Consider the following 21,661-nt stretch of genomic DNA (forward strand, 5'->3'; position numbering starts at 1 on the left):
AAATATGTTAAGACTACCAAAACAGTATCTTCAATTAATAATCACACTCGCATTAGGCGCTTTACTTGTTCTGGCATATATAAATAGTGATCTTGCTGATCAAAAAAATAATCAAAAAATATTAAATTATTTTTCTAAAGTAGAGGTACTTGACAAAGAGGTTAATAAAAATAGAGTTGAATTACGACTGATGACGTATGTCCACTTTGATACAATAACCGATAATACTATAAAACTTTACAATGAAACATTGGAGTTAATAAAGTTAATAAATCTGATGACAGGTCATACTTTAAAAAATGAAACTGACAATCTTCTAATAAAATTAAAGAAAAAAGAAAATAGTACTAACGATTTAAAGTCACATATAGCGGTATATAAAAATTTTATATACTCATATCCAAAAGCAACATCTTTGTTAAAAACATCATTAAAAAATAAACATCATGATACTTATGAGGTGATAAACGAACTTTTCAATAAATTAATGCTTCACTCTTTTATTTCGGTATCAAATCATAATAAAGATATAGAAAATTTAATAAAAAAACTAGAGGCAACAAAAAACCTTTCAGATATTGATTCTAAAAAATTATCACATCTAATTCAACATTCCAAAAAAATATATTACTTTATGAATGAGATAAATAAGCTTGAGGAAAAGGCACATCCTATTGATTTCGATAAGGACCTATTTATATTAAGAGATTCTTACAATATCTATTTTAATGGTGTGTCAGAACGTGCAAAGCTATACCAAATAATACTTCTTATAGTTGGTCTGTTGATGTTTGTTTGGGTAATGTACTCAATAATTAGAATAAGACTCTCAGAGGCAGAAAAAGAAAACGCTTTAAACGAATTGCATTTTCAAAAATTTGCACTGGATGAACATGCTATCGTTAGTATAACAGATGCTAAGGGTAAGATACTTTATATAAATGATAAATTTTGTGAGATTAGTCAATTTCAAAGAGGTGAATTAATAGGTAAAAACCATCGTGTTATTAAATCTAATGAACATCCTGATTCTCTATTTAAAGAGATGTGGGAGACAATAAGCAGTGGTTCAGTATGGCATGGAGAGATAAAAAATAGGAAAAAAGATGGAAGTTTCTATTGGGTTAAATCTACAATAGTACCTTTCGTTGATGATAGTGGAAAACCATTTCAGTATATTTCAATTAGAACGGATACAACTAAGCAAAAAGAATTAGAAGAGCGTTTTCAAGATCAAGCAAATTTTTTAAATTCGATTACTGATAATATAACTGAAGGACTTATGGTAATTGACGATACAGGTAATTTGATATATTCAAATAAATCAGCTTCTACATTATTAGAACAAAGAGATGATGAGCTACTTGATTCTAATTTTTATTCTGATGTCCTTGTTGAAAATGAAAATATAACTTTGAGTAAGTTTGATAGTTTAATGAAAAAGAGTGGTGTATTGCACTCTGACGATGTACTATTTAAGACTAAAAATGGTAAAAATATTGATATTGAAATGAGTGCAGTGTCTGTTTTAAGACATAATAAAAAATCATTAATTGTCGTATTTAAAGATATATCAGATCGTAAAATACTTCAAGATTCTCTTATAGAAGCAAAACTTATAGCAGAAGAAGCAAGTAAGACTAAAAGTAATTTCCTTGCTAATATGAGTCATGAATTGCGTACACCATTGAATGGAATTATAGGTATGAGTTATATTGCGCTAAATCAGGATACTGATCCACGAATTAAAAATTATCTTGATAAAATTCACACCTCAGGTAACATTCTTCTAAAAATAATTAATGATATTCTTGATTTTTCTAAAATTGAAGCAGGTAAGTTAGATGTTGAATCTATAGAGTTTAACTTGGACGATATGCTTAAAAAACTTTCTGATTTTATTCATCTAAAAGCATACGAAAAAGATCTTGAGTTAGTTATTTTTAAAGACCAAAATACTCCTACTTCTGTTATTGGAGATCCATTAAGAATAAATCAAATATTACTAAATCTATTAAGTAATTCTATTAAATTTACAGATCATGGAGAGATTGAAATAAGTGTTGAAGCATTAATACTTGATGCTGCTGATTCTAAGTTAGTCTTTACTATTAGAGATACTGGTGTTGGGATGACTAAAGAAGAGCTAGATAGAATATTTAACTCTTTCTCTCAAGCTGATAGTACCATAGCTAGGCGTTATGGAGGAACAGGTCTTGGGCTTACGATTACAAAGCAGCTTATTGAGCTAATGGATGGAAATATTAGTGTTGAAAGTGAAAAAGGAGTTGGTACTACCTTTAAGGTAGAGTTGCCTTTACATACATCTAAGCGTGATATAGTTGTTAAACAATATTCTGAAAAACTGCAAAACATACATTGCTACTTATTTAAGCTAAATAGTGTTTTTGAACGTCAAATCAATAAAATTCTTACATCGATGAATATTAAATCAACTTCAGCAGATTCTTTTGATTTAATTCCTAAAAATATAGATGAAGATAATACTTCTATATTAATTACCGAATATAATGATTCTGTAGATGTATGGATAAAGGGAGTAAGTGAAAAATTACCAGTACTTATTTATTATACTCCTCATGATGATATACATGTTTCATATTTACAGCATACAGGAAAGGTTCAACCCGTCTCTAAGCCACTGAATAGTTCCGTTTTTTATGATAGCATCATGATGTTGTTGTTTGAAACAGAAAAAACACAGTTACAAAAAGAAAAAGTTTCATATGAAAATATAAGTGCCAAAGTCTTACTGGCAGAAGATAACGAAATCAATCAGATGGTCGCTATAGAGTTTTTAGAATCATTTAATTGTGATGTTGATGTTGTAAACAATGGTAAAGAAGCAGTAGAAAAACTAACTACAGATAAATATGATATAGTTTTTATGGATATACAAATGCCAGAGATGGATGGTTTGAGTGCAACGAAGATGATAAGAGAAAAGTTAAAACTTGATATTCCTATTGTTGCTATGACAGCTAACGCTATGAAGCAAGATGTAGAAGCAAGTCTGGCAGTTGGTATGAATGCCCATATATCAAAACCGATTGATCCAAATGAGATAAAGAAAAACTTGCAGAAATTTGTAAAAAAATCAATTGTTGTAACCTCACAACATGAATTAAATACTTTAGAAGAGATAGATGATTCACAAGATGAAGATGAGCAGAGTGTAGCAATGTTATTAAAAATTTCACAGTCTGAACTTGGTGTATCAGATACTGTGATGGAAAAATTTGTAAATAAATTTATGTCAACATTAGATAACTCTATCTCTGAATTGCAAAAAGGTATTAATGATAGTGATTATGATAAAATTCAAAAAGCGGCGCATAAATTACGTGGCGCAGCACTAAATCTAAGAATTACTCCTTTAATTGAAGCCACACAAGAGATGGAACATAATGCAAAAGAAGAAAATACAATTGATTATGCAATACATCTTGACAAAATTGTAAATTTTAAAAATAGCTACAAAGAGTACTTAAAAAGCAAAGAGGAGCAATAGTATGGTTAATAGTTTAAATGTAATGATTGTTGATGATGAAGAGTTAAATATAATGATTTTAGAAGAGTTAGTCTCATCTCAAAATCACAAAGTAACGGCATTTGAAAATCCACTTGATGCTTTAGATTATGTGAAATCCAATGAACCTGACATTGTTTTGATTGATTATATGATGCCTGAAATGGATGGTATTGAACTTACTAAACATATTAAAGTACATTATCCTGATATGATAGTCGTTATGATTACTGCAGCAGGAGAGCAACAAGACCTAAAAATACAAGCACTTGAAGCTGGAGTGACTGATTTTTTATTAAAGCCTATAGATACTGTAGAGGTGCAATTGAGACTTAGAAATCTTGCTGAGCTTCGCTATTCAAAAAAGCTTATGAAAGAATATAATAAAAATCTTGAAGAGGATGTTTATAAAGCAACCGAGCAGATATTAGAAGGATATCATGAAGCATTACAGATTATTTCCAATGCTGCTGAGTATAGAGATCCTGAGACATCAAACCATATCAACAGGGTTGCTCACTATAGTAAATTGATTGGAGAAAAACTAGGATTAAGTAGTGAAGAGCAAGAGATAATTTTTTATGCATCCCCATTACACGATGTAGGGAAAATCGCTATTCCGGATGCAATCCTGCTTAAACCAGGGAAATTGACAGATGAAGAGTTTGATATTATGAGATCACATTCTTTAAGTGGTTTTGAGATATTGAAAGATGCTAAAAATCCATATTTAAAAGCTGGTGCAGAGATCGCATTATCACATCATGAACGCTATGATGGTAATGGTTATCCAAACAAGGTTAAAGGTGAGGATATACATTTGTATAGTAGAGTAACAGCTGTTGCTGATGTGTTTGATGCTTTGACCTCAAGTAGGCCTTATAAAGAGGCATGGCCATTTGAAAAAGCGATTCAATTAATTGAGAGTGAAAAGGGAGGTCATTTTGACCCTATTATTGTTTCTATTTTTGTAGAAAACATCGATCAGGTTCAAGAAATTTTTAATCATTTCAATAATTAATTTGAAATTGAAAATAGTTATATTTTGAATTATAAGAAAAAGTAATTATTATGACTGGAATTTTGGAATTTAAAAACTAAAATTTTATAGTTTTGTTTTAGAAGGTATTATACTTTTAACTAACAACTTTATTTTTACCGCCATTGTAGCTATATATAGTTTTTCATCATCTTTTTAACAGTATAACCAAGCTCAAGAAAAGTCAGCTTAAAAATGGTCTAGTTTTAGGGAGAGCTACAGTAGGATTTAATATAAGTTTTTTTTCATTAAATCCATTTTCATTAAGCTCTTAGTTTTGGAACAATTTTTAGTAACAGGAAGATTGTTCCAAATAGAGTTGAATTTTGGAACATACTCCAAAAGGTACTGATTCTGGAACACTTAAGGCCTATTTGTCATAAGCGGAGTCAAAATTGGCACTTTTTAGTGTAAGTGTATCCATAAACTAGGGATTTATTGGTTGATAAGTTGCTGAAATCAGCCTCGCCATTGACAGCAAATGGTATAAGTTTCATAATAAAAAATTTAAATAGCACTATAGGACGTATAAATGAGCTGTGGAATGATCTCAATAAAGTAGACACATTTTAACTCAACATCTCACCAATATAGCATAATTTCAAACTGATTTTAGGCATCAGTTTTTTTTCATTATATTTTATTTTTCTTGTATATTGTTGTTTTTACACATATAAACTTTACAAAGGACCTGTTTAAGAAATATTCCTGTATTTTTATTTTGCCAAAGCACTATATTGTCAATATCAGCATTTTTTTCTAAAGTATATCCTTCTGATTGCTTTTGAAGTATCTTGCTACTTAATCGTTCTGGCTTATCATTATCTGCAGCAGCTAATCTAACAATTTGATCATTATTTTTGTATATCCCAAAACCATTAAATATAAATTTTATATTAACTGTCTCCCCGGCAATTGGATTAGAACGACTAATACCATCTACACTATATTCATTAGATAAAGCGATATCTCCTAAAGCCATTAAAAATACTAGCCTATCTGGCTCTTGGTCATTTTTATCATACTCTGTAACATCATCGCAATAGTTAGTTAAAAAGTCTAAAAAATTATTTTTTATATGGATAGATAATTTATTTTTTGCTCTTGTTATAGCTACATATATTAATCTCTTATCATAGTCATCTTTAATAAAATTCTCGTCAATACAAATGTATACAGAATCAAACTCTTTACCTTTAGCTTTATGCATAGTTGATACTATTACATCTGCTCTGCTTATCTCAAATTCTTCAAATGTAATCTCTTCTAAATATTCCTCGAATACAGTTATAAAATGCTTTTGACTATATTGAATATTATCTTCATACTCATCCATGAATCTTTTTATTACACTTTGAGCTAATCGATAGTTTTTGGAATTTGAATAAATAGCTTCAAGTTTATCTAGAGCTTTGTCTATATCATTCTCTTTCCAAAAGAATAAAAAATCTTGTAGCTCTATTAAATTTCCAAGACTAAAACCATCTTTAGAAGTGATATATTTTGCTTTGATATTGTTTGCAATAAGTTGAGAATATATTGTTAATATTTCATCATTGTTTCTTGCTAGGATGGCTATTGTTTCAGAACTATCATGAGATACATGTTGGACTATGTTATGAATGTAACTAGAGTTCTGATATTTAATAAAATTAATCTCTCCATTTTCATTAGAGTTGGATAACAGTTTTTTTGTCTTTAACCTATTAGATAGAATCTCACTATAGCTATTAGCGTACTCTATTATATTTTTTTTGCTTCTATAGTTTGTAGATAACTCATACTGTGAATAGTTTGACTCCTCTGTTGTTACTAAATCTTTAGTCTCTTCTTGTATTACTTCAAAATCATTTTTAAAGTGCTTAATATAAACTATGTCTGCTTTATCCTTTCCAAAATTATTTATACATTGGTCATCATCTCCAACAGCAATAATTTTTTTATCATTTGACATTTTTGAATATATAGCTTGTATAAATTCATATGTATCTTTACCTACATCTTGATACTCATCTAAAACTAGCATTTGAATATATGGTAAATTTATTTCATCATTCTTCAACATATTACTAGCTAGAGCGATAACACTATGTAAAGCAGATTGGTCATTTTTTATATTTGTACCAAGTAACTCTATTGCAAAAGAATGGAAAGTGTATATTTTCATAGCATATACTTGGTTACCAATCAATTTTTTAAGTCTGTTTTTGAATTCTGCCACAGCAACTCTAGAATGAGCTAGCATCAAAAAGTACTCAGCTTTATTATTTTCTATCGTAACTAATGAAGCTATCTTATGAACTAAACTTTTTGTTTTACCACTACCAGGACCAGCAAGAACCATTATTGAACTGCTTTTATTATCCTCAAATATTCTTTTTTGCTCATCATTCAAATCATGTATTATCTCTTTTAATCGCTCTTTTGTTATTGGAAGTTGAATCTCTTTATCATTAAATTTATATTTTTTCTTAAATTTACTATACTCCATTCCAAAATAGTCTTCTACAAATTCAGATGTTTTATTCCAGCCATCTTTAATTAATTTTTCTAAAAATGCTATTTGAATATGGATTGATTCAATTTTTCTTTCATAGTATGGCTTAAGGCTTTTGTTATAGTGTTCTCTTTTCTTATAAGGTGTTCTATTTTCGATATCTTTTTGTTTATCTATTTTAAATGACTGATAATATATCAATCTCCCTCGTCTAAGATTAAAGCTGTCTTTCATAAGCTCATGTAAATATACGATGGAATGATGAAATCCGTTAAGAGTTAATTCTTGTATTGCATCATATTCAACTTTTAATTTATTTGTTGAAATTTCTATCTCCCCATCTTCTTTACCACTTAACTCTTTAAGAATATTCTTTATAATAAATTCACATGTTTGTTTTCTAATATTTATTAATTTCTCAAGCTTATTTATATCAAATTTATCTAACTCAAAACTACATATATCCTTATGAAAATGAGCATTAAATATATTGAATTTTAGTTTTGATAGATGCGTCCAACTTTGAATAATTTTTTTAATTGTTTTTATATCATTCGTTGAATCACTACTAGTAAAGCTATTTATTTCTCTTAAGTCCAGTTTTGTTTCATATTCTGGTAAATATTTAAGTTGATTAAAGATTAATTTTTCCATCTCAAAATATTTTTGAAAATCTTTCTGAACTGAATTTTTAACATAGATACTAATGTCATTATCATATTCAAGTAATTTTTCTTTTTGAAGTCCGTACAATACATCAAATATAATATTCTTTTTGACACCAACAATATCAGCTAAATCATCAACCTCAATAGCATCAACTTTACTTCTTTGAATTATATTTTGCATTACTACAATCATATACTCATATATTTTTTCATACTCTTCTTGCTTTGGGTCTAATACATTATGAACATGTTCCATACTTCTTTTTTCTTTATCAATAGAAGTAGCAAAAATCTTATAACTATTTCTTCCTCTAACAATAATTCCTGCTTGTTCCAGTTCTAACAAAGCTGTTTTTATCATTGTTTCATAATCAATTTTAGAGTCTTCGGTATCAATACCCATTTTTTCAGCTATCTGCTTTGGGGAAAGATATATCTCATCTCGCTTCTCTTTTTTCAATTCTCGAACAACTCTCTCAATTTCATGGTATTCAAGTCTTGAGTGATTGAGTTGAGAAAAGGTTCTATTAAAGTCATCTTTAGAGTACAAAACGATACATTCTGCTTTTAATTTATCACTTCTAGCACCTCTTCCAGATTCTTGCAAATATGATTCTAAACTATCAGATTGTTCATAATGGATAACTGTTTGTATATCTGGCTTATCAATACCCATCCCAAAAGCAGTTGTTGCGATTACTATATCTATTTTATTATCTATAAAGTCATTTAGTATGGCACCTTTATCTCTACCTTCTCTTTTGCCACTTTCTATCTCATCATCTATTTTTGAATAAAATGGTTCTATAACTAAATCCAACTCATGCAGTCTTTCATCATGATTTAGTGTTTCACTTAACTCTCGACATTCTCTTGCGTTCTGAGGTATGTAGATGATAGTTGGCTTTTTACCAATTCGCATCAACTCTTTTATGAGTTGTTCATACTTATCTTTTTTACTGTTAACCTCTATAGCTCTATACTCTAGGTTATATCTTTTACTTGAAGCTATAAACTCTTTTAATTCAATATCTAATTTATCAGCAAAATATTGTTTTATATCTTTTAGTACTTCTGGTTTTGCAGTAGCTGTAAAGCATGAAACAGGAATTTTTGGTTGAAATTCAGAACTCTCTTCAAGCTCTTTTATTGAGTTTGCCACAAAATAATAATCGTGTCTAAAGTCGTGTCCCCATGATGAAAAACAGTGTGCTTCATCAATTACAAATCTCTCTATAATTCTTTTTTGAAGTGCTTTAAAAACAGAGTTAGAACGGAGTGCTTCTGGAGCTATATAGAGAATATCTACTACACCATTTTCAACCTCAGTTATAATATTCATTCTTTCTATTGGACTAAGGTAACCACTTATTGCAACAACACTAAAGTTTTGATTTGCATCTTTAAAGCTATCTACATGATTTTTCATTAATGCCTGCAAAGGAGAAATTACAACTGTTAAACCTTTATATGCCTTTGCTTTTATAAGTGCTGGCATCTGGAATGTAAATGTCTTACCACCACCAGTTGGTAAAATAGTCAGTATAGAGTCACTACCTAGTGCACTAGCGATGATATCTCTTTGTGATATTGTATTATTCACTTCAGCTGAACTTTCTTCTGAAAATAAATCTACTTGATCCTTATTTACTAAATTACTCTCTTTCTCAAAAGGTCTAAAAGATGGTATTTTAAATTCATCTAGTGCAAATTTTTCTAAATCAATACTTGCCTCGTTAAATGTAAGCGCTTTTAATACCTCAACAACATTAGGATATCTTTTTAAAATAACAGAAGATACAGAAGCTTTATTATCAAGATAGAGGTATGATATAGCAAATGACAGTTCAGTTGGATGATTAATTTTTATATCTTCAAATTTTTCTTTACTACTGTAAATTTTATTTTTTATAATGTCATATATATTTACACTAGCTGGCACTACATTTTTATATTTAAAATAACTACTAAAATATTTATCATCGTATAAAAGAGATACAAAGATATTTTGAAGTTCTCTCTCTAGGTTAGTAAATTTTTTGTCTAATAAAATAAATAATGATTTAGTTTCTTGAGCATCTCCTAATGGCTCATTCTCAATATTTATTTCAGTTTTATAAGGCTTGTCCAACTTATGAGTTTTTTTATTTACAAACAGAAGCATTGATAAAAATAAAGTATCAATTATTGGTGTTTTTTCTACTATTTGATTTAAGCTAGTTTGGGATAAAAATTTCTTGTCATGGTCTATAAAGTTATGACCGCAGATATAATTAGGTTGATTTTGTTCAAGTGTTGTTTTTATATCATTTATAGAAGTTGTTGATTTTTGTATATCATTTAAAAGTAATCCAAGTCTGTCTATCTTGCCACTGTTAACAATAACTTCTATATCAATATAAGCAATATTATGCATTTGTTTCCTAATAATAATGCTTATTATATCTCATTTTATAATTATATTTAATATTATTATAAAATGAAAAGTTGAAATTTGCACTCATTTTCCTAGGTAAGCCAATAAAATAGGATAACATTATTAAATTTTCTGCCTAAATATGGCTTTCGTTTGACAATGCTTGCCAAACGAACAGTAAAAATAGGTCAATTAATACATATCTGAATAATATGTCGATACTGTAAAGGAACTGTGATATGTCATTTGACTGTACCGGACTAAACAACCTTAGTTTTATTAATTGAGATTTTTACTGTATAGCACTATCCATCTACTCATTAACTTTCTTTATTAAAATATTAAGTATTAATATCCCAGCGTTTTAAACCTCTAATTGAAGAAGTAATCTCCAACTGCTCTGATATTGCTAAAACCAATTTATCTTTCCAGCTAGATGATACTGGATCTATTTTAAAAGAGCTGTACACTTCATGTTCAAATCTTTCAGAAGCTTTGTCTTTCATGTATTCCCAGTAAGTAATCATTAGATTTTTTTGCTTATTAATTAAATCCATACTGACTAACATATCACTTTTTGAACCATTCTCTTTCTTAGAAGCAGGAAGCAGATTCCATAAATCATTATTTGCATATACTGAATATGGCATCACATGATCGACTTCATATGTAGATATCTTTTTAGAGCTCCACACTGATCTAAGTTCACCATAGTCTTTTTCATATTGATCATAAACTTTTCTTGCAAACAGTGTATCTCTTTCCGCTATAAAGTCTCTTGATAGAAGTGTGACTATATCGCCTGATGTTATATTGGAACCACTTTTACTTGACAACTTCTCAGTGAATCTAGCCCACCTCAATGTTATTGAATCTTCTATCCAAGAGCCATATCTGTAGAGTTCATGATACGCACTTTGTTTAATGCCAATAGTGACACAGCTTTCTATAAGTGACTTTGGATTTATTGATTGATTTCTTTTTGCAAATGTTTTTGAACCTTGACCAATAATAAAAAAACTTTTGTCATCAAACGAACTCCCGGAGTATTTTACAGGACCACTTATTACTGTGTTTATAATTGAGTTTATTAACTCTCTGACAAGATTGAATTCATCACTGGTGTTTGATATTCCTTTTTGAAACTCATTGTAAAATGTATGATATGGATTTGAAATATTCTTTTTTCTATAAAACCTTATAGTCTCTTCTAAATGTTTTCTAAATGCAAGTTTGTTTGAACTCTCTTCAGAACTTCTTTGGGGAATAAAGATCTCACCATCCATGAGCTTCCAGTACGACTCTATCCACTTTTCAACTATCATACTTATAGGAAAAAAGACATAACCATCTTTAAACTCTGAAAATCTGTTAAGTGGTGATGATGCAATTTGAGAAAAAGATCTTAATAGTGCAAATTTATATGTACTGTCTTTTGAATCCTGAGATAGTATTGACTCAATCTGATCAATCCCTTTTTTGGAAACTTCTGTATATTTATAAACCTGTGTAACCCAGACTAGCTCCTCTCTTCCCAAGCCGTCAGCATTCAAACTTGATTCAATTAAATTGAAACCGAAAGTTTCAAACAACAGTGCAAGCTGTTCAGGATTTATATTTTCAAAAAAGCGCGGGTCATTATCTCTGGATAATGTTGAATAACTTAATATTAATGTCCCATTGGGCTTTAAATATTTTTTTATATTTAGTATCGCTTCAAAATGCTCTTCTTTTGGAATGTGCATCCATGTAGCAACAGAATATATGACACTAAAAGATTCTTTTAGCTCTTGTGGCAAATTCAATGATGGCAATACAGAGTGGAATAATCTATCTCTTATAGAAGGATATTCTGTCTTTAAAAGATTTACAAAAGATTCAGATCCGTCTACTCCCCATCCAAGAATACCTCTACGCTTTAAATGTAGCAAATCCCGCCCTGAGCCAAAACCTATATCAAGAACTTTATCAGCACCACCAGTATACTTATCGATGAGTTTATGCACTTTGCTCATATCAGCTGAGTTATATCGTTCATATAGCTCATGAGAGTTTTGATTATAATAATCCAGAGTTTTTGATTTCATATTATAAGTTTATCGAAATAAATTTTATATTTAGAATCATGCATATATTTATCGGCTTAGACAGCTTATTATAGGAAATATAATCAAATATTTGTGCCTAATAAAATACAGGCATTAACACTAAATGTACCTGATTAACATTTTTGCTCTAAAAGCATGCCTGAAAAAACAGAAGTGGAATGTCCCCTATAAGCTAGACAGTGATATATTCAACAACCTCTTATTTTTGGAACAGTTTTTAGTAACGAAAGAATTGCTCCAAATAGAGTTGAATTTTTGAACATGCTCCAAAAAGTACAGATTGAGGGACTTAATCAGAAATATCAATATTTAAAACCCATTTATAAGTATATTTTCAAATTCATCAGCAGGGATAGGCTTAGAGTAAAAATAACCTTGAATATTTTACATCCATTTTCAGCATAATTGAAGTTTGCGCTACCACAGTCATGTATTCACATTATGTTTCAATCGACTTGTCATAACCGTCATTAACATCCAAATTATCTATATCTTATTGTTGAGCTTACGCAGGTTGCAGTTCTATTAATTCATCATGGAGTTAATATCGTTTCTTTTTATCTCTGATAGGATATAATCATACCTATTGTCACGAGATTTAGTGAAAAAATATTAACAAAAAGATAAAAAATGTTTGAACAAACTTTTAAAAATATAGACGATATCCTCCACAAAGACGCTGGTTGTGGGAGCGAACTTGATTATGTAGAGCAGACTTCGTGGGTTTTATTCCTCAAGTATTTAGATGATTTAGAGAAAGACAAAAAAACTGCCGCTGAATTAACGGGTAAAACCTATACGGATATTATTGCTCCTGAGTATCAGTGGAGTGTTTGGGCTACTCCAAAAGATAAGGATGGAAAGCTCGACCATCATAAAGCATTGTCTGGGGATGATCTCAAAGACTTTGTTGACCATAAGCTGTTCCCGTATCTTAAGAAGTTTAAAGCTGATGCTGAAAGTGCTGATACTATCGAGTATAAGATTGGTGAGATATTCAGTGAACTCAAAAACCGTATACAGAGTGGCTATAACCTTCGTGAAGTCATCAACCGTATTGATGAGCTACGATTCCGCACTCATGCTGAAAAACATGAGATGAGCCATCTCTATGAAGACAAGATAAAAAACATGGGAAATGCAGGGCGTAATGGTGGTGAATACTATACGCCTCGTGCTCTCATTAAAACTATTGTCAAAGTCGTGGCTCCTCAAATCGGTGATAAGATTTATGATGGTGCTGTTGGTTCCGCTGGATTCTTGGTTGAGGCGTTCGAGTATCTCAAACACAGCAAAAATCTCACAACTGCCGATACAGAAATATTACAGAAGAAAACGTTTTATGGGAAAGAGAAAAAGTCTCTGGCGTATATCATCGGTACAATGAACATGATTTTACACGGGGTAGAAGCTCCCAATATCATCCATACCAATACTCTTGCTGAAAACCTTGCAGATATCCAAGACAAAGACCGCTATGACGTCATCCTGGCCAATCCTCCGTTTGGTGGAAAAGAACGTGCTGAAGTACAGCAAAACTTCCCTATCAAAACGGGTGAAACGGCTTCACTGTTCATTCAACATTTTGTCAAAATACTAAAGGCTGGTGGTAAAGCGGGTATTGTTATCAAAAACACTTTTTTGAGCAATACAGACAATGCTTCTGTGAGCTTGAGAAAGCTTCTACTTGAAAACTGTAATCTTCATACCGTTCTTGATTTACCGGGCGGTACGTTTACGGGTGCTGGTGTTAAAACTGTGGTTCTCTTTTTTGAGAAGGGTGTTCCTACTCGAAATGTATGGTTTTACCAGCTCAATCTCGATAGAAATTTAGGAAAAACCAATCCACTCAATGAAAAAGATTTGGCTGAATTTGTAGAGTTACAAAAAACATTTGCAACTGGTGAAAACTCATGGTCGGTTGATGTAGCTAGTATTGACCAAAATACCTATGACTTGAGTGCCAAAAATCCCAATAAAAAAGAAGAAGCTGCTTTGCGAAAACCGCAAGAGATACTTGAAGAGATGAAAGCTTTGGATGAAGAGAGCGCTGAGATATTAGCTTCAATTTTGGAAATGCTATGAAGCAAGGATGGGCAGTAAAAAAGTTGGGTGAGTTATGTGAGTTATATCAACCAAAAACAATTTCATCTAAAGACATGTGTGAAGATGGTCAATATCCTGTTTTTGGTGCAAATGGAATTATTGGAAAATACGATAAATATAATCACGAAGAACCGCAGTTGCTGATTACATGTAGAGGCGCGACGTGTGGCTCTGTTAATATTTCAGAGCCTCAATCTTGGATAAATGGAAATGCAATGGTTGTCCGTCCAATTGACGATTCATTGCATATTAAGTTTGTCGAATATTTATTTCGTGGAGGGATAGATATTTCTAAAACAATTACAGGTGCGGCACAACCTCAAATTACAAGACAATCATTATCGCCTATTTTGATTTCATTTCCGCAATCCTTTCCAGAACAGCAGCGCATCGTCGCCATTTTAGATGAAGCCTTTGAAGCTATAGCAAAAGCAAAAACCAATGCCGAACAAAACCTCAAAAATGCAAAAGAACTTTTTGAGAGTTATCTGCAATCGGTGTTTGAAAATAAAGGTGATGGTTGGGAGGAAAAAACATTAGAGGATGTTTGTAAAATTACTTCAAAGCTAATTGACCCTAAAAAATCTGAATTTCAAAACCTAGTGCATGTTGGAGCAGGAAATATTGAATCCCAAAAAGGTACTTTAATTGACCTAAAAACTGCAAAAGAAGAAAATCTTATTTCAGGTAAATTTTTATTTGATGAGTCCATGATTCTTTATAGTAAAATTCGTCCATATCTTATGAAAGTAGTGAACTGTAATTTTAAAGGCCTTTGCAGTGCCGATATTTATCCTTTATGGCCATTTGATAATAAAATGCAAAAGGACTTTTTATATCATTTACTTTTGAGCAAAAATTTTACAGAATATGCCATTCTTGGTTCTCAGCGTGCTGGTATGCCTAAAGTGAATCGAGAACATCTTTTTTCTTATAGGTTTTATCTTCCTCCACTTTCAGAACAAGAACAAATAGTCCAAAAACTTAATGCCCTCTCTGCTGAAACCAAACGCCTAGAAACCATTTATCAAAAGAATATAGAAGACTTAGAAGAACTCAAAAAGTCAATTTTACAGAAAGCTTTTAACGGAGAGTTGTGATGAACGAAGCGGAAACGAGAGCAGAACTGATAGACCCACAGTTAAAAGCTTGTGGCTGGGGAGTGGTTGAAGGCTCTCGTATCTTGCGTGAATACAATATCACCGCTGGAAAGATTCAGACGGGTGGAATTAGAGCTAAAAAGCTGACCGCTGATTATGTACTCGTCTATAAAGGGATTAAGCTCGCTGTTGTCGAAGCCAAGAGTAATGATCTCGGTGTTGGTGAAGGTGTGATGCAAGCTAAGCTATATGCGCAAAAGCTGAGCCTAGAAACGACCTATTCAACCAACGGCAAAGAGATATACAGTATCTGTATGAAAACGGGCGCAGAGGGAGTTGTCAAACAGTATCTTTCTCCTGATGAATTATGGAACAAAACCTTCGCAGTACAAAACGAGTGGCGAGAAAAGTTTAGCAATGTTCCGTTTCAAGATGTTGGTGGAAGCAAGGGTGCTCGATATTACCAAGAGTTAGCCGTAAACAATGCACTCGAAGCGGTAGCCAATAATAAAGAGCGAATATTGCTCACGCTGGCTACGGGAACGGGTAAGACGTTTATCGCGTTTCAAATCGCATGGAAGTTGTTTCAAACGAGATGGAATCTCAAGCGTGATGGAAGCAGACGCCCTAGGATATTATTTCTTGCGGATAGAAACATATTAGCAGATCAAGCGTTCAATGCGTTTTCAGCATTTGCCGAAGATGCACTGGTTCGTATCAATCCAAAAGAAATTAGAGCCAATGGAAACGTGCCAACCAATGGCAGTATCTTTTTCACCATCTTTCAAACGTTTATGAGTGGTCGAGATAGTGATGGCAATTCAGCTCCGTATTTCGGGGCGTATCAACCCGATTATTTTGATTTTATCATCATTGATGAGTGTCACCGTGGTGGAGCCAATGATGAGGGGAACTGGAGAGGTATTTTGGAATATTTCTCTCCAGCTGTTCAGCTAGGGCTTACCGCAACACCAAAGCGTCAAGATAACGTTGATACCTACAGATACTTCGGTGAGCCAGTTTATGTCTATTCACTCAAGGAGGGCATTAATGATGGCTTTCTGACACCGTTTAAAGTGAAGCGCATTAAGACTACACTTGATGATTACATCTTTACCAGTGATGACCAGATCATCGAAGGTGAGATAGAAGAAGGCAAGCTTTATACCGAAGCTGATTTCAATAAAATCATTGAGATTAAAGCCAGAGAAGCCAAGCGTGTTAAGATTTACATGGATGATGCCAATCAAAATGAGAAGGCAATTATCTTCTGTGCTACGCAAGACCATGCAGCAGCTGTTCGGGATTTGGTTAATCAGGATAAAAAAAGTAAAGAGCCGAATTACTGTGTCCGTGTTACTGCAAACGATGGAGAGACTGGAGAACAGTTTCTGCGTGAGTTTCAAGATAATGAAAAGTTCATTCCAACGATATTGACCACTTCGCAAAAACTCTCTACTGGAGTTGATGCTAGAAACATTCGTAATATCGTTTTGATGCGTCCAGTCAATTCGATGATTGAGTTTAAACAAATCGTCGGACGTGGTACACGATTATTTGATGGAAAAGAGTTTTTCACTATATATGACTTCGTAGACGCCTATCATCATTTTGCAGACCCTGAGTGGGATGGAGAACCAATAGAGCCAGAGCTATGTTCGAAATGTGGAGAAGACCCTTGTGTGTGCGTAAAAACACCTCCTGCACCATGTAACATATGCGGACAGACACCTTGTATATGTGAGAAAGAACCACCTGAACCTTGTTCGGTTTGTGGAGAAGCTCTATGCGTGTGTAAGAAAAAAGTCAAAATCAAATTGTGTGATGGTAAAGAGCGTGAAATTCAGCACATGATGTCAACGTCATTTTGGAGTGCTGATGGGAAACCAATTTCGGTTGAAGAGTTTTTGTCAAATCTCTTTGGTTCACTTCCTGATTTCTTCAAAAGCGAAGAAGAGCTGCGAACTATTTGGAGCAATCCATTAACTCGGAGAACATTACTAGAAAAACTGGATGCTGCAGGGTTTGGCAAAGAAAAACTGACTACATTACAAAAGCTCATTGATGCTGAAAAAAGTGATTTGTTTGATGTATTGGAATACGTATTTGACAGCGATATTAAACCAATGACGAGAGAAGCTAGAGTTGCAGCATCTCATGCAACCATCTTCGCATTGTTGAATGAAAAACAAAGAGAGTTTATTGATTTTGTATTGAGTAAGTATGTTGAGACAGGTGTCGAAGAGCTTGACCAAGATAAATTGCCAATACTGCTGATTAATAAATATCAGTCATTGGAAGATGCAAAAGATATATTAGGTGACGTAGCTAGTATTAGCTCGATGTTTATAGAGTTTCAACAATATTTGTATCAGCAGCGGGTGGCGTAGAATGATGGGTATTGAAGAGAAGATGAGGATACCTCTTTAATGGCAAAAACTGAAATTAAACAAGTGATGGATATTCAAAAAATCGGTCCGCATTCAAGTTTACATTTTGAAGGAATATCTAGTTCACTTAAAACTGCTATATATGCAAACAATGGAAGCGGCAAAACTTTTTTAAGTAGAATTTTTCGCATTTTAGAAGATATGCGAATTGAATACACGGACAAACTAATTTCTTTTGGAGAAAATAAGAGTCATTTTGAATATATTATAAATGATGGAATAGATACCCGCAAGCTCACTATTGATTTAAATAGAGGGGCTAGCGCAATTTGCAATAATGAGACAGGATATATATTTCACACATTTAATAGTGATTATGTTAGAGATAATATTGAAGCATTACGTTATAAGCCAAGTGGTGAAATAGAAGGATATATACTAGGAAAAGAAGTTATTGACTTAACCAAAGAAAAGAATGAACTTCTTATTAAAGAAGCAGCGTTTGAACTCGGAAAAGAACAAGCTATACAAAGAATCGATGTTCATTGTAAGGAACTAACAAAGCCTGAATTTGGTATCCGATCCAATACGAGTGAGTTTCAAAACTTCACTTTTAAAAATATTTATAATCTTCTAACCTTTGATTACAGTGAAGAGAAAACATTCGAGGAATTAAAAAAAGAAAATACAAAATTAAATACACTTCCAGATGATTATCAAGATATTCAGTTGCTACGCTTTTCAAGTAGTATTGACATAGACTTTTTGGAAGATATACAATCAATATTGGATGAAGAATATTCAAAAAGTCATTTTGCTGAAGAATTTAAATCGAAGATAAAAAATAAACAACTTTTTGTCGAAGAAGGCTTGAAGCATGTTAATGGAGCTACGTGCCCATTTTGTGAAACACCTTTTGATGAAAAAGCATTGAGTGTTATTGACCAATATACGTTATATTTAGATGATCAAGAAGCAAAAATCATATCAAAGATTGACTCGTTGATTCTAGCTATAGCTAAGCTCTTTGAACTATTTTCTAATAAACAAAAAAACTCTTTCAAAGTATTAGCTGATTTTGAAAGGCTTAAGCAGTATCTTCCCTCTTTCGCAGAAAAATCACTTATCCATCTTGAAGACTCAAAGGAAATAATTGAAGAGATTGAAAAAATCCAAATACTATTGTCTACCAAGAAGCAGACCATAGATCAAAAATATCAGTGTGATATAGAAGTTGAAAGGATCATTTCGTTTATAGACCAAAATACGAAGATTTCAGAAGATAATGACAACTTAATTCAAGCTATAAATACTCAAAAAAACAACCTAAGTAAAGAAAAATTAGCTATTAAAAAAAGACTATGTATTGCTAAGTACTTGCATGTTCTTCATAGTGAAAAGGTAGCTATAGAAGTTTTAAAGCAACAACAAGAAGAGATAAATATTTTAAAGCACGATATACTCGGAAAAGAGCTTCGGGCTAAAGAAAGTAAAAAAGATAAAGTTGCAGAAGCATTCAAAGAAAATCTTGATACATTTTTTTCTGGAAAATATGAATTTGATAAAGATAGTTTTTGCTTAAAATTTAAAACATACAATCTCATAGAAAATGCATCGGACGTTCTAAGTGATGGCGAGAAAAGCATTGTCTCCTTTTGCTATTTCTTAGCTGATACACACAATAAAGTGTCAACTCAAGATGATTATAAAAAACTTTTCTTTATCATTGATGATCCAATATCCAGTATGGATTTTCATTATGTATACTCTATCGCTCAACGAGTCCGGTACCTAAATGAGGTTTTTTCAGTTGAACGAGTTAGATTTTTAATCTTGACGCACAATCTTGAGTTTATGAGTATATTGATCAGAAATAATATTATTGAAAATAATGCTAAATACATCATAGAAGCAAAGCAAATTAAAAAACTAAAAGATGAATTAATTATGCCCTATGAAGAGCATCTTAGAGATGTTTATGATGTAGCATTAGGAAAAGTAGAACCCACCCACACGACTCCAAATTCAATAAGAAATATTCTTGAAACTATTAATAAATTTGAAATGCCTGATAAAGATTTTAAAATCTATTGTGAATCAGTAGGTATTTTTGAAAATGCATATTTGTACTCATTAATACATGACAATTCACACGGTAGCTATAGAAGCAATTCGGCTTACACACCTGAAATGCTTATAAATGGTTGTCAAAAAGTTATTGAAATAATTTCTGCAAAATTCTCTGGTCAAATTAAATTAATGGAAAGAAGAGATTGAACCATGTCAAGTAAAACCCCCATCTATGTCCAAACTGTGGCACCGCTATCGATGTCAACGAAATCCTCTATCATCAGCTAGAGGATGAAATGAAGCGAAAGTTCGAGACTAAAATAACTGAGCAAAAAAGGCAGTATGAAAAAGCGATGGCTGAGTTCAAAGCCAAAGAGGAAGCATTTGATGAGCAACTTCGTGAAAGTGTATCGACCCAATTCAAAGCTGAACGTCAAAAATTCACTGAGTTTCAAATTCTCATAAACCCGAAGGAATTTGGGAACAACTTTTCAAGATAGCTGCCGATAAGCTGCCGAAACCATTCTCAAAGAACTCCTAAAACACTCTAAACACCTTAGAAACAAACGGTTCTAACAGAATCTAAGCAGCTATACCATTGTGAATGTAAGCCTCCGGCTGATAATAATCATAGTATGATACAAAGTTATGTAGCTAACAAAGTGAATAAAAATCCTTTGAATTCTATAGGAGTTAAAAATGATAACAGTAATTCATCGAGATGTTTCATGGACTGAATTGGTTCTCGAAGCAATGACGAAAAGCATAAATGAGTGTCTTGGTGTTCATGAAGGTATCAACCCAGATAATAATGAAAAATATATACGAGAATTATATATTCAAACAATCAAATACCTAAAAGGCTTAAAATCAATAATTATAAAAGAACTTAGTACAGAAACATCTTCACATCTTCAAAATACACACTTCATTGAACTAAATCTACTTAGACAAACAACCTACTACAAACTTAATACAACTAGACCATAATCACTCCCAAATATTTATAATTTTTTAGAAATTAGTCAAGGATATTCTTGTGCTAAATTTTTAGCATTTACCATTGATAAATATAAGGAAATAAATTCATGAACAAAATCATTTTTATAGTATTAGTTATATGTATAATTGCACCAAATCTTTACTAATCATAAGCCTTATAACTCAACACAAAGCTCATTATAGCTCTTTCGATACAGCTTCCTAATCACTTATGTATGTAAGGGTTAAAAATGCTGTAACAAGGAATTAGTGTATACCCTCAACAGCAGAAAACCTTATTTGCCTTACTTTTTAGCTTCATGTAGCGAAGTATGATGGGGGAATGTTTCTACAACTCTTATATTTGGAACAAGTAAAGCTGTTATAAATCTTGTTCCACAAAGACCTGAATTTTGGAACAACAACTTTTTTGCTCCAAAACTTACATATCAAGAGAATAAACGTAAAAATTTTACTTTGAATCGAAAATCACAAAAGATTCGTATTCTAGGTTGTGATATAATTCAAAATACTGAAATAGAGGGTTTTGATATTATGACTTATGGAGAATATTATTACCGTGTTAAGTATGATATGAAACTTGTAAATGGAAACTGGGTATCAAAACCAGCTTATATGAAAATCCCTCGAAGAATGTCTAGAAAAGATGCTGCCATTTATTACACTGAAAAACTTAGAAAGTATTGGGACAATATAAAGGAAAATAAATAAGTAT

11 protein-coding genes are annotated in these 21,661 nt (G+C 31.9%); 9 read left to right on the forward strand and 2 right to left on the reverse strand.

The annotated features are described in order from the left end of the window. Window positions 1–4 precede the first annotated feature (4 nt). Window positions 5–3,532, forward strand: a complete 3,528-nt coding sequence (locus SMGD1_RS10115; RefSeq protein ID WP_008335403.1) for an ATP-binding protein — start codon at window positions 5–7, stop codon at window positions 3,530–3,532. 1 nt (window position 3,533) lies between these two features. Beyond that, window positions 3,534–4,571, forward strand: a complete 1,038-nt coding sequence (locus SMGD1_RS10120; RefSeq protein ID WP_008336679.1) for an HD domain-containing phosphohydrolase — start codon at window positions 3,534–3,536, stop codon at window positions 4,569–4,571. A gap of 658 nt (window positions 4,572–5,229) precedes the next feature. On the opposite strand, the gene SMGD1_RS10125 is transcribed toward SMGD1_RS10120, so the two are convergent. Then, entirely contained in the window at window positions 5,230–10,170 is a 4,941-nt protein-coding gene (locus SMGD1_RS10125) for a RecQ family ATP-dependent DNA helicase (RefSeq protein WP_008336623.1), read from the reverse strand. 341 nt (window positions 10,171–10,511) lie between these two features. Beyond that, a complete protein-coding gene (locus SMGD1_RS10130) occupies window positions 10,512–12,257 on the reverse strand; it encodes a class I SAM-dependent methyltransferase (RefSeq protein WP_008336313.1) in 1,746 nt (581 codons plus the stop codon). A gap of 651 nt (window positions 12,258–12,908) precedes the next feature. On the opposite strand from SMGD1_RS10130, the gene SMGD1_RS10135 reads away from it, so the two are divergent. The 7 genes from SMGD1_RS10135 (at window position 12,909) to SMGD1_RS10165 (ending at window position 21,657) form a co-directional block, all read left to right on the forward strand. After that, window positions 12,909–14,363, forward strand: a complete 1,455-nt coding sequence (locus SMGD1_RS10135; RefSeq protein WP_008336566.1) for a class I SAM-dependent DNA methyltransferase — start codon at window positions 12,909–12,911, stop codon at window positions 14,361–14,363. Next, on the forward strand, window positions 14,360–15,484 hold the full coding sequence (locus SMGD1_RS10140) for a restriction endonuclease subunit S (RefSeq protein WP_008341277.1): 1,125 nt from the start codon (window positions 14,360–14,362) through the stop codon (window positions 15,482–15,484). Before SMGD1_RS10135 ends, SMGD1_RS10140 begins: the two co-directional genes overlap by 4 nt. Then, window positions 15,484–17,874, forward strand: coding sequence for an EcoAI/FtnUII family type I restriction enzme subunit R (gene hsdR, locus SMGD1_RS10145; protein ID WP_008336664.1), 2,391 nt, complete (start codon window positions 15,484–15,486; stop codon window positions 17,872–17,874). The genes SMGD1_RS10140 and hsdR overlap by 1 nt, the downstream gene beginning before the upstream one ends. A gap of 39 nt (window positions 17,875–17,913) precedes the next feature. Beyond that, on the forward strand, window positions 17,914–20,151 hold the full coding sequence (locus tag SMGD1_RS10150) for an AAA family ATPase (protein ID WP_008336421.1): 2,238 nt from the start codon (window positions 17,914–17,916) through the stop codon (window positions 20,149–20,151). Window positions 20,152–20,240: 89 nt separating this feature from the next. Continuing rightward, the gene (locus SMGD1_RS10155; protein WP_008335620.1) at window positions 20,241–20,444 is read left to right on the forward strand and encodes a hypothetical protein; all 204 of its coding nucleotides are present in this window, start codon (window positions 20,241–20,243) and stop codon (window positions 20,442–20,444) included. Window positions 20,445–20,643: 199 nt separating this feature from the next. After that, window positions 20,644–20,934 carry a hypothetical protein gene (locus SMGD1_RS10160; RefSeq protein ID WP_241761470.1) on the forward strand — a complete coding sequence of 97 codons (291 nt, stop codon included), beginning with the start codon at window positions 20,644–20,646 and terminating at the stop codon, window positions 20,932–20,934. Between the two features lie 468 nt (window positions 20,935–21,402). Beyond that, on the forward strand, window positions 21,403–21,657 hold the full coding sequence (locus SMGD1_RS10165) for a hypothetical protein (RefSeq protein WP_039919947.1): 255 nt from the start codon (window positions 21,403–21,405) through the stop codon (window positions 21,655–21,657). Window positions 21,658–21,661 lie beyond the last annotated feature (4 nt).

The sequence above is a fragment of the Sulfurimonas gotlandica GD1 genome, from assembly GCF_000242915.1.
Classification (GTDB): domain Bacteria; phylum Campylobacterota; class Campylobacteria; order Campylobacterales; family Sulfurimonadaceae; genus Sulfurimonas; species Sulfurimonas gotlandica.

What these genes read in the sequence shown, in the direction of transcription:
- hsdR (WP_008336664.1), top strand. Translation starts at nt 15,484, where the DNA reads ATGAACGAAGCGGAAACGAGAGCAGAACTGATAGACCCACAGTTAAAA.
- SMGD1_RS10115 (WP_008335403.1), top strand. Translation starts at nt 5, where the DNA reads ATGTTAAGACTACCAAAACAGTATCTTCAATTAATAATCACACTCGCA.
- SMGD1_RS10130 (WP_008336313.1), bottom strand. Translation starts at nt 12,257, where the DNA reads ATGAAATCAAAAACTCTGGATTATTATAATCAAAACTCTCATGAGCTA.
- SMGD1_RS10160 (WP_241761470.1), top strand. Translation starts at nt 20,644, where the DNA reads ATGATAACAGTAATTCATCGAGATGTTTCATGGACTGAATTGGTTCTC.
- SMGD1_RS10155 (WP_008335620.1), top strand. Translation starts at nt 20,241, where the DNA reads ATGAAGCGAAAGTTCGAGACTAAAATAACTGAGCAAAAAAGGCAGTAT.
- SMGD1_RS10140 (WP_008341277.1), top strand. Translation starts at nt 14,360, where the DNA reads ATGAAGCAAGGATGGGCAGTAAAAAAGTTGGGTGAGTTATGTGAGTTA.
- SMGD1_RS10150 (WP_008336421.1), top strand. Translation starts at nt 17,914, where the DNA reads ATGGCAAAAACTGAAATTAAACAAGTGATGGATATTCAAAAAATCGGT.
- SMGD1_RS10125 (WP_008336623.1), bottom strand. Translation starts at nt 10,170, where the DNA reads ATGCATAATATTGCTTATATTGATATAGAAGTTATTGTTAACAGTGGC.
- SMGD1_RS10135 (WP_008336566.1), top strand. Translation starts at nt 12,909, where the DNA reads ATGTTTGAACAAACTTTTAAAAATATAGACGATATCCTCCACAAAGAC.
- SMGD1_RS10120 (WP_008336679.1), top strand. Translation starts at nt 3,534, where the DNA reads ATGGTTAATAGTTTAAATGTAATGATTGTTGATGATGAAGAGTTAAAT.